This window comes from Epilithonimonas hominis (assembly GCF_003730015.1).
Classification (GTDB): domain Bacteria; phylum Bacteroidota; class Bacteroidia; order Flavobacteriales; family Weeksellaceae; genus Epilithonimonas; species Epilithonimonas hominis.
The window spans coordinates 24897-39706 of record NZ_RJTU01000018.1; the positions used below are offsets into that span (position 1 = coordinate 24897).

The following is a 14810-nucleotide window of genomic DNA, read 5'->3' on the forward strand; positions in this document are numbered from 1 at the left end:
ACAATGAAAAATTTTATACTCCAACTGGCAATACTTCTATTGCCTGCTTACTCGTTTGCACAAAATAATTCTGTTTCAAAAATCTATAAAAACACGCTTCCTAAAATCAATATTTCCAAGGACGTGAATCTCCATTTCCGAAGTCCTGAACCGGTGCAGTTCGTGGATTTAAGCACTAACAAACTGATTGGGGATTTGCCTGCCGAAAATGTGGTCAGAATCAAAATTCAACAAATTGAAGAAGAGAAACATTTTGTAAACGACAGCCTTAGAAAAACTTTGGAAATCCCGATTATATTCAATGAAAATCAGGAACTAGGCGTAGTTACGATTGTAGGACAATCTTTTATGGCGCAATATCAGCTGATTTATTCTGAGAATGAACAAAACGGCAATATCATCAGTAATATTGAAATTCTTCCACAAGATATGCAAGCTTTGGAATTTCCCGATTTCAATATGTCCAATGTTGAATTAAGGAAATATGCGATGGAACTTATCAGCAAGAAAGAAGACCGGAAAATCCGCACAAACAAAGATTTGGGGCTGGTTTCACAGCTGAATAGTGTCTACACTTTCGGAGATTACGTATTTCTCGATATAAGCTTTAAGAATAAAACCAATCTATCATATGATATTGACAAGCTGAAATTCTCCATCGATGACAAGAAGATTTATAAAGCAACGAATGTTCAGTTCATAGACATTGAGCCTGTTTTCCGTTTGTATGATTTAAAAAGATTCAAAAAATCCTACCGGAATATTTTTGTCTTCAAAAAATTTACTTTTCCTAATAACAAGGTTCTGAACATCCGGCTTATTGAAAATCAGATCAGCGGACGAACCATCAATCTGGAAGTGAAATATTCCGATATCCTGGAAGCTGATACATTTTAACAGTCATCGACTGTCTATTACTCAGGAACACATTTTCATCATAATTCTCCACAGCAAGTAAAGTCCGGTTTTTTAAATCGGACTCTCTTGCTGTTTTTCTAAATCTAAAAAACCATCTATGCAGGAAAGCAAAGAACAACAAAAGATTTACGGTTTCTTTCAAAAAGCGATCTATATGTTGGTGTTAACAGAATGTACGATTCTATTTTTCGGCGGAACCGCCATTCCCATTCTCCCGAAACTTCTGAAATCCTTCGCCAAAATGCCGTTTCTGTTTCCACCACTCAATGCGAAGTTTGCAGAAATAGTATTGATTATCCTGATTGCCATTGGAACCAAGCCGAAGAAAAATCAGAACATCAACATTACGAAATCCATCATTATACCGATTGTTTCGGGTCTGCTAATGATGTTCGGTTCGTTGATGTTTATCGAAGATACCTTCAGAAAAGAGGCAATGCTTTTGGCTCCGCATTTTAATATTTATCAGGGAATTTATGCGCTTTTATCCTTTCTCGGTGTATTGATTACGCTTCTCGGAGCAGACAATATCAGCAAGATTATGAAACATAAACTCGGTAAAGACCGATGGAACATTGAAGAGGAAAGCTTTGACCAAAATAAAGAGCTTGTCAATAGCGACTTCTCCATCAATATTCCGTATTTATTTTACTACAACAAGCGAATGAATAAGGGTTGGATAAACATCAATCCTTTTCGGGGAACGATTGTCATCGGGACACCGGGAAGCGGAAAATCATTCGGAGTTATTAATCCTGCCATCCGACAGCTGATTCAGAAAGGATTTTGTCTTTGTATTTATGATTACAAATTTCCAGACTTGGGAAAAATAGCCTATTATCATTATTTGTTAAAAAAGCAGAACGAAAAGGACTACAACTATGATTTTGTAGTCATCAACCTCAATGAAGTCGAAAAATCCAAACGGGTCAATCCTTTGCGAAAAGAATATCTGTCCACATTGGCTGAAGCTCAGGAAATGGCAGAAGCAATGGTTTCATCGTTGCAAAAAGGTGGCGGTTCCGGAGGCGGAAGCGACCAGTTTTTTACTCAATCTGCAATCAATTTTCTGGCTTCCTGTATTGCATTTCTTGCAAAATATGAGAACGGGAAATTTTCCACACTTCCGCATTTGCTGTCTTTTGTGAACCGAAGCTATGATGAGATTTTTGATACGCTATTTACCAACATTGAATTGCATTCTTTGCTTTCAACCTTCAAATCGGCGTATGACAACAAGGCTTTTGACCAGTTGGAAGGACAGATCGGAACCTTGAAAATCTTCCTGTCAAGACTGGCAACCAAGGAAAGTTTTTGGGTGTTTTCCGGAGACGAAGTGAATCTGAAAATTTCCAATCCCGAAAACCCGACCATTGTGGTTTTGGCTTCCGACCCGAATACGCAGGATATTAATTCAGCTTTGTATTCAACGGTTCTGAATCGATTGTTAAAGCAAATCAATTCCAAAGGAAATCTTCCAAGTGGAATTATTGCAGATGAACTTCCCACGATTTACATCCATAAAATCGACAATCTGATTGCCACTGCAAGAAGTAATAAAGTGGCTGTTCTTTTGGGATTACAGGAAATTCCGCAGTTCAAACAGTTTTATAAAAAAGAGGTTGCCGATACGATTACAGCGATAATCGGAAATATTCTCAGCGGAAGTGCCCGTGATAAAAGTACACTCGATTGGCTTGAAAAAGTTTTCGGGAAAGTGAAGCAAAAATCACAATCTATGTCCATCAATAATAATCAGACAACGATTTCCATTCAGGAAAAAATGGACAATCTGATTCCTGCCGGAAAAATTGCAGGATTGAAAACCGGAGAAATGGTTGGAATTATTGCCCAAGACGAAAATAACGAAACGGAAGAATACAAAACTTCTGCAATTCATGGAAAAATAAACCTCGATATGGAAGCCATCCAATTGGAAGAACAAAATTATGTAGAGCTCCCTGTTTATTACAGTTTCCAAGATGAATCAGGAACCGACAATAAAAATCAGGTTCTGATGTCCAATTTCCTGCGAATCAACCGTGAAGTAGAACTTATCGTAAAAGAATTCCGGCACAGTGTGCCCTCCACTTAATTTAAAATTCAAAAAATGAAAAAAGCCATTCTAATTCTTCCTCTGTTTTTGTTCTCCAAATATTTTTCGCAGTTCAATACGGTCTCTTATGGGAGCAGGCTGAACAGCATCAAAGTTCCCCAATTCGCAGAAAATCATTTCAGCGGAAATTTTCTCTCTTATCACATTGAGGGAAACAGTAAACGGAAAAGAGAACTTAAAACACAGGAAACTCCGAAAGAAGCTGAAGAAAATAAATCTTCAGAGCAAGAAAAAGAAGTTCCCAAAGAAAAAGAAAAAATAAAGTCCAAATCATCTTCAAAAATGGATGAACCCAAAAACAATGAAAATAGCATTGCCTCAGATTTAGAAGAGGATTTCCCTTTAGATGAAATTGAAGATTTACCCGATAAGAAAGTTCGTTACAAACGATTGAGTCTAATTACGAACAGCAACAACGAGTTTACAGAAAAACAAATTGTTTTTATGCCACTCAAAAGAATGCTGATTACCTCCAATTATGGCAACCGTTTTCATCCTGTGGACAGAGTGAATAAGTTTCACGCAGGAATTGACCTTCGAGCAAACAGCGATTATGTGTATGCGGTTTTGGACGGCATTGTCAGCGAAGCCGATTACAGTGGCGGTGCAGGAAACTACATCAAAGTCCGGCACAAGGATTTTGAAACAGTTTATATGCATCTTACCCGAAGTTTTTACTCGGAAGGCGACTTGATTTATGCCGGAGATATTATCGCTCTAAGCGGAAATACGGGGAAAAGTACTGCTCCACATTTGCATTTCGCCGTAAAGGAGAACGGAAGATACATCAATCCTATTCAGTTTTTAAATGATTTAATACAAACCAACAACGCTTTAGCAGATTATAACAATGGAAAATAATACCAACTTACTTACCGATGAATTGAAGAAATTCGGGATTATGACCGAAAACAATTCCTTCTCCCAAAAACTTTCTGACAATGAAATCCAAAACTTTCTGAAAGGAGGAATTCTCATCGCAGAAAACGAAGAAAACCGACTGACGTTCAACATCAAGGATGACCAGTTGAATGTGAATGCCTACACCAAAGACATTATCAATCATAAAGATTTGTCTTCAGCAGAATTGTTTGAGATTTCTTCAAAAAGCACGAACCTGTACAAGGTAATGGCAGATTATGGAACGATTACCCACATCGGAAAAGGTCATTTCAACCATAATCTGGACAATGAGAAGACAAGCTTTCTCGAAATTGAAAATGAGCGAGGCAAGACTTTGTTTTTTGGGAATAAATTAGATGAAGTTCTCAAAGATTTTAAAGTCGGAGACAAAATCCAAATCAACCAAACGGGAATCGAAAAATCGACATTCCAAACTAAAATTGATGGAGAAGCAAAAGACATCACCAAGTATGACAATCTATTTTTGATTCGTGCTTTTGAAGAAAAGAATAAACAGCTTCAGTCCAAACTTTTTGAATTGGATTCTAAGGAAAAGACCATCAAAGATTTGGATACCACTCATTACGAGCTGCAAACCGTCAATGGAAAAACGCTTTCTGAAAAACAACTACAGCAACTTCGTAAAGGAAAAGAAGTGAAACTGGATGATGAAACAGTGATTCAACTCAGTCCGAAAGCGGATAATGATAAAAAATTATCGGCTTCTGTAAAAGCACTTTTGATTACTTCTATAATGATTGATGGCGGAATTACTTTTATGCTCATCAAAGGAATTCAGAAGCTTGCAAAAATGCAGGAAGAAAATAAAAAACAGGTGGAAAGTCAAAAGTATCTTTTGGAACTTCAAAAACTGAAAGGTTTTCTGCAATCCAAAGCGGAACAATATCCGGATAACAAAAAGATTATTTCCGATCTCAATGTTGTGAGTAAAGAAATTTCCAATGTACAAGCCAAAAATCCAGAACATCAAAGACAGGAAAAGAATGATGATTCTGTTCGCCTGAAAGTGAATGACCGAGATACCTACGAAGATGCCAATCGAAAAAAGGAAGAAGAAATTATTGAAGAGGAAAAATCACAATTACCGGCTTTTAAAAGAGGACGATAAATTTTTTTAAAGTCTTAAAATGCAACTGGAATTAGATACCATCGACCTTTTCGGCGGAACAATCAGCGGCAACGGAAATCTTTATTTCAAAGGCAAAATCAAAAATTCGTGGAGCATTTTATATAAGGATTTAACGAATGTGGAAACAACGGATTTTTTCCTCATTATCAAGCCTTTTGATGATGCAATGGTCCATCAGCTTTACTTTTTTAGAAATCTGAAGGAAGCGATGCTTTTATTTCAAATTAAAAATAAAAGTTACTTTAAAAATGCCCGGATTGTAATCGCCGGGATGAAAAGCATTCCGTTTGTGAAGACCTTTCTTCAGCAAAAATTTACTGAAAATAAAACGCTTCTTCCAAGATTGAATTTCTTTCACTCTCCTGGAAATTTTGATTTGGTGGCTTTGTATCTTGAACTTTTGGATAAGGGAATTTCGTATCAAACAATTCAGATAGAAAGAAAAATCGAGCTTAATATTCAATACAAAAATATTGATATTCAGTTAAGTCATCATCAAATCAGCAAAAGCAAAATCTGTTTTTTGCTTGGAATCAATGACCGGAAATTCAGCGTTAGAAATCATTTTTTATCCTCTCAAATCATCAATCAAAACCTTTATTGGTAAACCTTTAATTTATAAATCAAATCATTATGGAAAACAACATCTTTGAAACCAAAAAAGCCGATTTAAAGGTAAAAATCGAGCTTCCGAAACAGGAAAAACCTTTTTTTGAGAAAATGTCCACACCGAATAATCTTGTCACCCAAATTCAGAAAGCGGGACAAAAACTGGACGAAAAAGAAAGCCTGAAAGTGAGCATCAACGGGACTTCCATCGACATCTTGAAAGAGAAGACCGAAAAAGGAAACGTTCTGGAAACCGTGCAATCGGAATACGAAAAAGCTCAAAAAACCGTCAGTAATCAGAAGGAAACTACTGAAACTAAGGAAAATCAACAAAATCAGAATGCGCAAAATGAAACCAATAATGTCCATAAAGAGGATAAAAACTTTATCGCTCTGAAAGACCAAATCAAATATCTTGGGATGGGAGAAGATTTATTAATGCAAAAAGAACTTTCTGAAAAATTAAACTCCAAAGAAAAAGAATTTACAATCACTATTTCTTCAGACAAAGCTTCTTTCAAGAGCAATGAAGTGAATTTTAAACTGAATTTTCAGCGTTCTGCCAACAATGATTCTGTCTATCTTAACACATTTCAGGCAAACCTGAAAAACGAAAACAAAGGGACTGAATTATCCCATACTTTCTCTGCAAAAGGGAATTTCACGGCAAAGGAAGCCATCAATCTGCTGGAAGGACGAGCGGTGAAAACGGAAATTTTCAATCAGAAAAACAATCAGAATGAGGAAGCTTTTGTGAAACTAAAACTGAACGAAGAGAAAAACGAAAAAGGGAATTTCAAACTGCAGGTTTTCAACAAGAATTACGGAATTGATGTGGCAAAAATTATGGAAAAATCAAATCTTATTTTCGACAACGAAAAGCATAAAGAAATCACCCAAAAGTCGCTTGAAAAGGGAAATATTGTCTCCGTAAAATTCTCCGACCAAAGCAATAAAATAACGGAAGGCAAAGCGATTCTGAACCCGCAATACAAAATGCTGAATCTCTACGACAATAAAATGAAAAGGATGAATTCCAACGAACAGGCTTTCCGAAAAGACCATTCTGAAACCAACGAAGTGAAAAACCAGCAGAACTATTCCCGAAAAATGTAACTGAATAATGAGAAATTTTATTTGGATTTCGGTGCTTCTGCTTTTTGTTTCGTGTGAAAAAGATAGAAAAATCCGAAGTGAAAAAGGTGGCATCGATATTCTGACGAACATTTACTACAATGCTTCTAAAGGTTTGGAAGACCATCAGCAGATTATGATTTCTAAAATCAATTATGAGAATTCAGATATTGTAGAACTGGTTCCGAATATTCAGATTCCGGAAATGATTGACAGCGTGTATTACATTCGAGATTCTGTTTACTTCAATGCAGGAAATCTGATGGATGCGAAATCTCTGGTTTTTAAAGAAAAACAGCAAAATGAAATCCCGAAAGATTTATTTAAAAAGAAGTTTGGAGCTGTTTGGGTGAATATTCCTATTTTTGATTACGATAAAAGGAAAAATCTTACTGACACCATTTTGTATGGTAAAAAAGAATTTAGACGTTTCCAAATTGCGACAAAAGAAAATTACAGTATTTTCTATATTGCCAAAACGGATACGATTTTACCGTATTCTTTGAATCTGATAGCTGACAGAGATTATTCCGGAAGATTGGAACGGATTGACAGTTACGATAAAAAACGTGATCTATTTTCTACCGTTATTTTTTTGCCTCGAAAATATTGGGACAAGGAAGCTGCCGAAATTTTTGAGTATAATAAGGAGATTAGCAATTCTAAAAAATGAAAAAATCCCAAGTGCAAATTTTGCATTTGGGATTTTTTTATGTAGAAAATAAACTGCCTATGCTTTCCCAGCCTCAACGCTCACTTTTCTAAATTCTTTGAACAATTTGCTCAGTTCCAAAGCTGATTTTCTTGCTCTTGTTCCTGCTGCTTTGTTTCCTTTCTCGGACTGCTGTTCTGCTTCTTTGGAGAACGCTTCAAACTCCGCATTAATCTTTTCGATTAGTTCTTTCATCTGTTTTGTAAATTATAATTTGTTAAAAATGGATTGCAAATATAATTGTTTCCACCATTCTAAATTGAACTAAGATGTATTTTTTCGACATTAAAATTGCTCTATTATGAATCTTCTGTCCTTTTCTTTAAAAAAAAAAATTCTTCCTGTTGACAAATCGTAAAATTGGTCATTAAACATTATTCCTGATTTTTCTTTTGAAATGAATAAATCGAAAATGACTTTGGAACTTCTTGTGGAAATAGTTCCATTGACTAGATAAGTGTTTTTGATTTTCTTGGAAACGTTAAACCAAATATCTAATTCTTCATTTCTATGCTTGTTATTCGTATGAAAGAAAAAAATAAAACTGAATTGCTGTTTTATTATTTTTCTTTTTGCAAAAAAATAAGTGTAATATAATTTATCCCCATTTAGAAGTTTTAAATTTCCTTTTTTGTGATTGATGTTCAGTTCTTTTTTTTGATTTTTGTCATAATGATAAAATTTTAAGTGTTGGTAATTATGTATGTTATTTGAAAATTAACTTCACTAAAAATTAAACCTGATAACCCAACAATTTTCTAATTTGGTAGAAAAATCTTTCTATTAGCCTTAAATCCTGAGTTACGATTTCAGCATTCCCTTTCAGCTCTTTGTCGAAAGGAAGTGTTTTGTTGTAGGAAGTTTTTAAACCTTTCGGAAGAATGACATCTACATAATAATTGCCTTTATCATCAGGCGTGAGCGAGATGTTCTGTACTTTTCCCTGCACAATTCCATATTCTTGAAAGCGATAATTATCCAACTTTATCAATACCTTTTGCCCGGCTTGCACTTTTCCGGAATTGGCAGACGGAATCTGCATTCTTCCGACTATAAATTCTTTGTTTTCCGGCAAAACGGACATTACGACATCGCCTGGTTTGACAAATTGGTTTTCTCCCCAGAATTGTTGAAAGCTCACAATGCCGTCCGTAGAAGAAACAATGAGATAATTTTGTTCCCATTGTCTCAGCGACCGGCGCAATTGCTCGTACAACTGCAAGGTTTGGGAAGAATAATTGATTTTGTCTTTTTCCGTATTGATGGATGTCCCGCTTTTGGTTTTATGAAGATTGGAAATTGATTCCTGCATTTGGGAAAGCGAAATATTGATGTTTTTCAGATTCTGCTCTGCCTGTAGGAATTTAATTTTTTCATTTTCCAGCTCCATTGAAGCAATCACGCCTTGATTGAATAATTCCTGCGAACGCTGGAAGTTCTTTCTTGTCAAATCGTATTTGGCTGCCTCAATATTTCTTTGTTGCAGGAGATTGGAAATCCTTCCTTTATATTCCGAAAGGCTTTGGTCTGCGGCAAGATTTTCGGGAGCATAAGGCTGTAATCTTGTAAATAATCTTTCATCCTGAAAGGCTTTGGCGAAGCTGTTGTAATCGCCCTGTATTTCTCCCAACTTCAAATTTGTTGTCGCCTGTAGTGGAAAAGACATCATACGGTTATTGGGCAGCGAGTCCATCACTTTTTTTAATTCCAAAACATCCTGATAGTTGGCTGTGGACTGCAATATCATCATCACTTGTCCGGCAATGACCTTTTGGTGGTCTTTTACTAAAATTTTCTCTATTTTGGAATTGGCTCTTGCTTCCAACTTTTCGGGTGGGTTTTGTGAAGTAACGATAATCGGTGACGTGATAAACTCTGGGTATTTTATCACATAACTCATCAGTAATACAAGGAGCAAGATGATAAAAATAACGGTATTTCCCCATCGAATCATCCAATTCGGCGGCTGGCTTAGAATATCCTGAACGCTCTCACTGCGGAATTCTATGTTGTCTAAGATGTCTTTTTTAGTTTCCAAGTTCTAGCTGATTTTTTACCAATCTGTAGTATTCGCCTTTCAAAGCGACCAATTCTTTGTGATTTCCTTCTTCCACGACTTTTCCTTTGTCCAGAACAATGATTTTGTCTGCATTTTTTACTGTGGAAAGCCTGTGGGCAATCACGACGGCTGTTTTGCCTTTGAAAAATTGCTCCAGATTTTCCATTATGATTTTTTCGTTGTTGGCATCCAATGCAGATGTGGCTTCATCAAAAAGAATGTATTCCGGAGACTTATACACGGCTCTTGCAATGAACAATCTTTGCTTTTGGCCACCACTTACGCCAACGCCTTCGTTTCCGATTTTGGTATTGTAGCTTAACGGCAATTCTTCAATAAAATCTTTGATATTGGCTATTTCGACAGCTTTTCTCAATTTACTTTTGTCGATATAATCTTCGCCGACTGCAATATTCTCTGCAATGGTGTCATTAAAAACATAGCCTTCCTGCATCACAACGCCGCAATGTTCCCTCCAAAATCTTGGAGAAATATTTTTAAGATTGGCATTTCCTATTTTGATTTCACCTTTATTGGGTTCGTAAAATTTCATTAAAAGTTTTAAAAGCGTGGTTTTTCCGCTTCCGCTGGCGCCGACAATGGCAGTGGTTTTTTGGTAAGGAATACTTAGGGTAAGATCTTCAAAAACAAAATTTTCTGAGCCGATATAGCGAAACGAGGCATTTTTAACTTCAATATCGTTTTGCGGAATTTCAGTTACATATTGTTCATCGGTGCTTTCTTCGTCTTCCTTGTCGTGGATTTCTCCCAAACGTTCCATTGATATTTTGGCATCCTGAGTTTGTTTTATAAAATCGACCAGTTGCAAAAGCGGACTATTGAGCTGACCAATGATATACTGCACAGAAAGCATCATTCCTAAAGTGAGATTTCCTTCTAAAACCAGTTTTGCAGACAGGAAACTTACCAGAATATCTTTCATCTGATTGATAAAATTTCCGCCAACTGACTGCCATTGTTCTAATGAAAGCGATTTCATCTGGATTTTAAACAATTTCACCTGCAAGAACTCCCAATCCCAGCGTTTTTTCTTTTCGGCATTGTGCATTTTGATTTCCTGCATTCCGTTTACGAGCTCGATAACCTTGCTTTGCTCTTGTGAAACTTGGGAAAATCTTTTATAATCTAACTCTCTTCTTTTTTTCAGGAAGAATAAAATCCAGCCGATATACAAACTTGCTCCCACCAAATACACCAGGAATAATCTGTAATCGTAAAACAGCAGAACGATACTGAAGATAATGAGATTGACGAGAGAAAACAATGTATTGAGAGAAGAATTGGTAAGCAGCTGTTCAATCCTGTGGTGGTCGTTGATTCTCTGCATAATATCTCCCGTCATTCTCGTATCAAAAAATGAAATGGGCAACTTCATCAGTTTGATGAAGAAATCGGAGATGATTGAAATATTAATTCTTGCGGAAAGGTGCAGTAAAATCCAGCTTCGGATGACTTCAATCCCCATTCTTCCGAAAAACAGCATCAGCTGTGCAATGAGCACTAAATACACGAAATGCAAATCCTGGTTCTGAATCCCAACATCCACGATACTCTGGGTAAGAAACGGCAAAATAAGAGACAGCAAACTTCCTGCGATAAGACCGACAGCAAGCTGGATAACCAAGGATTTGTATTTGAGAAGATACTTGGAAAGAAAGGAAAAACTCATTTTCTTTTCTTCTTTCTCGAATTCATTATTATAAAAATCGGGAGTAGTTTCTAAAAGTAACGCAATGCCTTCTTCGGTATTTTCATCGGCATTTTCGCCAATCCAGAATTTGATGAAATCTTCTTTGTTATAAGTAATTAAACCATAACTGGGATCGGAGATATACACCGTTCCGGCTTTATCGATTTTATAAACAACAACGAAATGAACTTTATTCCAATGCACAATACAGGGCAAGGGAACTTCTTCTACCAAAGTTTTAAAATCTACCTGAACGCCCAAACTTTTAAGCCCGATTTTTTCTGCGGCATCACTTAGTCCCAATAAAGAACTACCTTCTCTTGTAGTTTCAGAGAGATTACGAATTTGCTGTAATGGAATGGTTTTGCCGTAAAACTTACTTATAATTCGTAAGCAAGTTGGTCCGCAGTCTTTTAAATCCGGCTGTCTATAAAAAGGAAAAGATTTCAAAATTAAATAGTTATTCGTTTGATTATGTAAACTTTATTATCAATTAATATCTTTACTATAAAATAAAACATTATTAGTGATAATCTTTTCAATTTCTTCATCTCTGTCGGAACCTTTAAAATCAAGTTGTAATGCCCTTAAAGATCCATCATTAATTGACTTAATTAAAATTAATTTTCCTAGCGATAAATCAAACAACCTTTGATTAACTATAGCATATGAATGGTCATCACCAGTATAAAAAGCCTGAAATACAATCTCAGATTGACCGTTAAATATTTTTCCAGTTGCTAAATAATTGGGATGATTTCTAGAAGTAATATCAACTTGAATGTTGTTAGACGAAATTTCCTGAGTAAGATTATCAGAACTAATATTTATAGCTATTGAGAAGAAAGTATAATCATTTTTAACTTGATTATTGAAGTAAAAATATATGTACACAATTTTTTCATGGTTCTTAAATTCAATACCTTTAAAATTACCATCATAACCTACACCATAAAAATCGTTATTCTTGATAAGTGAATAATATGGTACGGGGAAAAAACCTGTCTTTATTCTATGATATTTTATAAGATCTTGCTTAAATATTTTTGAATCCCATTTAGAGCTATCTTGCCTATTTTTTGCATCTGCAAGTTTATCCTCCGATTTCCATTTAAACTTAGAAATATCTTGTGACCTCATTAAAATACAAGAAAAATTTAAAAAAATAATTGCTATTCTACAGTATACCATAGTATGTTAAAACACTTTCATGAATAGTTGCTTTCCAATCTTCCCATTTATTTTCGTAAGGATTATATCCACACTTTAAAGGTTGACTGTAGATATTACTTGGTTTTTTCAAAAAAGCCCTACAATCCGTACAAACGTATCTATATTCACATATTTTACAAATATCTATATCATCCTTCTTTATGTTCCATATCTTCATAAATTCACTATCAATTACATCCCAAAGGTTTAAATCTCTTATATTCCCATATGAAATAGATAAAGATGGACAGTTTTTTATATTACCTTTTCTATCAATTGATATTTTTTTATTTAAACAACTATTGTATAACTTATTGTGAGAAAAATCACTTATAGTATTAACACAAAAATAACTCTTATCAATAATCCCACAATGAGCTTCATTAATTAGATTCTGATCTAGAAAAAAAACCTTGCTTTGCACAAATTTGTCGGTTATTTTACCATTAAAACCATAAGTAACTGAAACATCTTTCTTTTCAGAAAACCCAAAAATGTACAATGCTGAGATTAAGAAATTCTCTTCAAAAAAAGATATATAATCTGCTTCACGATATAACTTATCGTATTTTAAAATAATTTCGATCCCTTCAATAGATGTATCTTCTGCCATTTTTAAGATTGTATTAATCTCATCTAAACTATAAATTGTACTATAAAATCTTATTTGTAAAAACTTACATTTTAAAAAATTTAATTGTGTGATTAATTTGTCGAAATCATGTTTTAAATTTTCCACATCAATAATTGCATTATCAATTGTGCCATATGCTTCCCAACCGCCTATATTAATTTCTTTAAAATTATTTATATCATCTACTATTTCACCAAATCCATTTTCTAACAGAAAGTTTATGAAAGTATTAAGATTCTCATGTGAATCTTCATGAAAATCTTTATATAAGTCGACTAAATTTTTACTATTGAACTCCTGAAAAAGATCAAAAAATGATGAATCAAATGATACAATTTTATTTCTAGTGAAATCGCAAAGAGTACTTTTTAGATAACCTTTTACAGGTATGCAATCAGGATATATTAGCAAATATTTCTGAACTCTAAAATTCATGTGTTTCATTTAAAGAAATTATTTTAGAAATAGGCATTGTCTTATTTGTGCGTCCAAAAACTCTTTTTTGTGTTTTTGAGTATTTGAAAAGTTTATTTTCAACACCTTTACCTACCATTTTGTTATAAAATATGTAGTTCATAAATGATGGAAGGAAATAATTATTGCTAATACTTAAAACTTTATTCTTCTTCATAACTGAAATTTTTGTTTACTAAAGACAAGGCTACCTTTTTTTCGAGCATATAATTACAAGGATTTGAAACCATACCAAACTGACCAACTGGATTGACTTCAAGAAAATAAAAATTATCATTCTTGTCAACAATTAAATCTATAGACCCTGTATTCAAATCAAGATTTTTCATTAAAATTTTTAATGATTCCTCCATTTTTTTAGGTAGTTTATAGGGAATTTTTCTATTTGGCATAGTTTGATTATATTTCCTAAAATCTATTTTTGTCTGCTGGCTATTTTGAGAAAATATAGCCATCGAAAAAAACTGATCCCCTAAAAAAAATGATCTTATCTCAAATTTTTTATTTATGTTAACTTGAAATAATGAAGGAAAAAAAGTATCCGGAAGTTTTTTTAAATTTTTATTATCCATTAGTTCAGTATAAGTGTAATAAGAGTAATCATCATTGAATATATATATTCCGTCCGATGCTGCTTTTGTAATTAAACTTTTTACTTTTATTTTTTCAAGTACATCCTTTTTTCGAGTAAATAAAAATGATTCGGGGATATTAATTCCAATATTTTTAGCCATCTCTAATACAATTAATTTATTTGGAGTAGCATTTGATCTCTTACCAATTGAAAAAACTGATTTTTCTTCTAGAAAATTATAAATAAATGAATCTAATACATCACTTTCCACACGAATGCCCATATCTAAAAAATAAGAAATGTTATGATGACCAGCACCAAAATATTGTCCAGGGATATGTTTTATAATTTTTCCACCCTTTCTATACCAATATGAAGTACATTCATATAAATTATGTTCAATGCTATTAACTTGAATAATAAATTTTTTCTCATCATCATCAAATTTTAACAATTTTACTTCATCAACATCAAGATTAATTCTTAAAATCTTTTCGTCACTTAAGTGTGTAATCCAGTTTATAACCTCATTTGTAGTACCATCATTTGAAATACTTATTATTATTATCATATTACCCAAAAGAATTAAAGGGGGATTTAATCC

Annotated in this window: 14 protein-coding genes; 7 read left to right on the forward strand and 7 right to left on the reverse strand. The window is 34.1% G+C overall.

The window, feature by feature from the left end; translation table 11 throughout:
* The first annotated feature begins 3 nt into the window (after positions 1 to 3).
* The 7 genes from EGH73_RS02720 (at position 4) to EGH73_RS02750 (ending at position 7503) form a co-directional block, all read left to right on the forward strand.
* Positions 4 to 897 carry a DUF4138 domain-containing protein gene (locus EGH73_RS02720; protein ID WP_123280573.1) on the forward strand — a complete coding sequence of 298 codons (894 nt, stop codon included), beginning with the start codon at positions 4 to 6 and terminating at the stop codon, positions 895 to 897.
* A 118-nt stretch (positions 898 to 1015) separates the two neighbouring features.
* The gene (locus EGH73_RS02725; RefSeq protein ID WP_123280574.1) at positions 1016 to 3013 is read left to right on the forward strand and encodes a type IV secretion system DNA-binding domain-containing protein; all 1998 of its coding nucleotides are present in this window, start codon (positions 1016 to 1018) and stop codon (positions 3011 to 3013) included.
* Positions 3014 to 3028: 15 nt separating this feature from the next.
* A complete protein-coding gene (locus EGH73_RS02730; RefSeq protein ID WP_245985388.1) occupies positions 3029 to 3895 on the forward strand; it encodes a M23 family metallopeptidase in 867 nt (288 codons plus the stop codon).
* Positions 3885 to 5066 carry a DUF3945 domain-containing protein gene (locus EGH73_RS02735; RefSeq protein WP_123280575.1) on the forward strand — a complete coding sequence of 394 codons (1182 nt, stop codon included), beginning with the start codon at positions 3885 to 3887 and terminating at the stop codon, positions 5064 to 5066. Before EGH73_RS02730 ends, EGH73_RS02735 begins: the two co-directional genes overlap by 11 nt.
* A 19-nt stretch (positions 5067 to 5085) precedes the next feature.
* Positions 5086 to 5694, forward strand: coding sequence for a hypothetical protein (locus tag EGH73_RS02740; protein ID WP_123280576.1), 609 nt, complete (start codon positions 5086 to 5088; stop codon positions 5692 to 5694).
* Between the two features lie 26 nt (positions 5695 to 5720).
* A complete protein-coding gene (locus EGH73_RS02745; RefSeq protein ID WP_123280577.1) occupies positions 5721 to 6812 on the forward strand; it encodes a hypothetical protein in 1092 nt (363 codons plus the stop codon).
* A 7-nt stretch (positions 6813 to 6819) separates the two neighbouring features.
* Positions 6820 to 7503 (forward strand): hypothetical protein, encoded by a 684-nt coding sequence (locus EGH73_RS02750; RefSeq protein WP_123280578.1) that lies wholly within the window; start codon positions 6820 to 6822, stop codon positions 7501 to 7503.
* 57 nt (positions 7504 to 7560) lie between these two features.
* Here the strand turns inward: EGH73_RS02750 and EGH73_RS02755 are convergent, their stop codons facing one another.
* The 7 genes from EGH73_RS02755 to gwsG form a co-directional block, all read right to left on the reverse strand.
* The gene (locus EGH73_RS02755; RefSeq protein WP_123280579.1) at positions 7561 to 7737 is read right to left on the reverse strand and encodes a histone H1; all 177 of its coding nucleotides are present in this window, start codon (positions 7735 to 7737) and stop codon (positions 7561 to 7563) included.
* Positions 7738 to 8275: 538 nt separating this feature from the next.
* Complete coding sequence (locus EGH73_RS02760; RefSeq protein WP_123280580.1) at positions 8276 to 9580, reverse strand: HlyD family secretion protein; 1305 nt, start codon at positions 9578 to 9580, stop codon at positions 8276 to 8278.
* Entirely contained in the window at positions 9570 to 11762 is a 2193-nt protein-coding gene (locus EGH73_RS02765) for a peptidase domain-containing ABC transporter (RefSeq protein ID WP_123280581.1), read from the reverse strand. The genes EGH73_RS02760 and EGH73_RS02765 overlap by 11 nt, the downstream gene beginning before the upstream one ends.
* 39 nt (positions 11763 to 11801) lie before the next feature.
* Positions 11802 to 12452, reverse strand: a complete 651-nt coding sequence (locus EGH73_RS02770) for a hypothetical protein (protein ID WP_123280582.1) — start codon at positions 12450 to 12452, stop codon at positions 11802 to 11804.
* A 37-nt stretch (positions 12453 to 12489) separates the two neighbouring features.
* Entirely contained in the window at positions 12490 to 13602 is a 1113-nt protein-coding gene (gwsS, locus tag EGH73_RS02775; protein ID WP_123280583.1) for a grasp-with-spasm system SPASM domain peptide maturase, read from the reverse strand.
* A complete protein-coding gene (locus EGH73_RS02780; RefSeq protein WP_123280584.1) occupies positions 13583 to 13789 on the reverse strand; it encodes a hypothetical protein in 207 nt (68 codons plus the stop codon). The genes gwsS and EGH73_RS02780 overlap by 20 nt, the downstream gene beginning before the upstream one ends.
* Positions 13776 to 14777: a grasp-with-spasm system ATP-grasp peptide maturase gene (gene gwsG / locus EGH73_RS02785; protein WP_123280585.1), complete on the reverse strand. Its 1002-nt coding sequence runs from the start codon at positions 14775 to 14777 to the stop codon at positions 13776 to 13778. Before gwsG ends, EGH73_RS02780 begins: the two co-directional genes overlap by 14 nt.
* Positions 14778 to 14810: the final 33 nt, after the last annotated feature.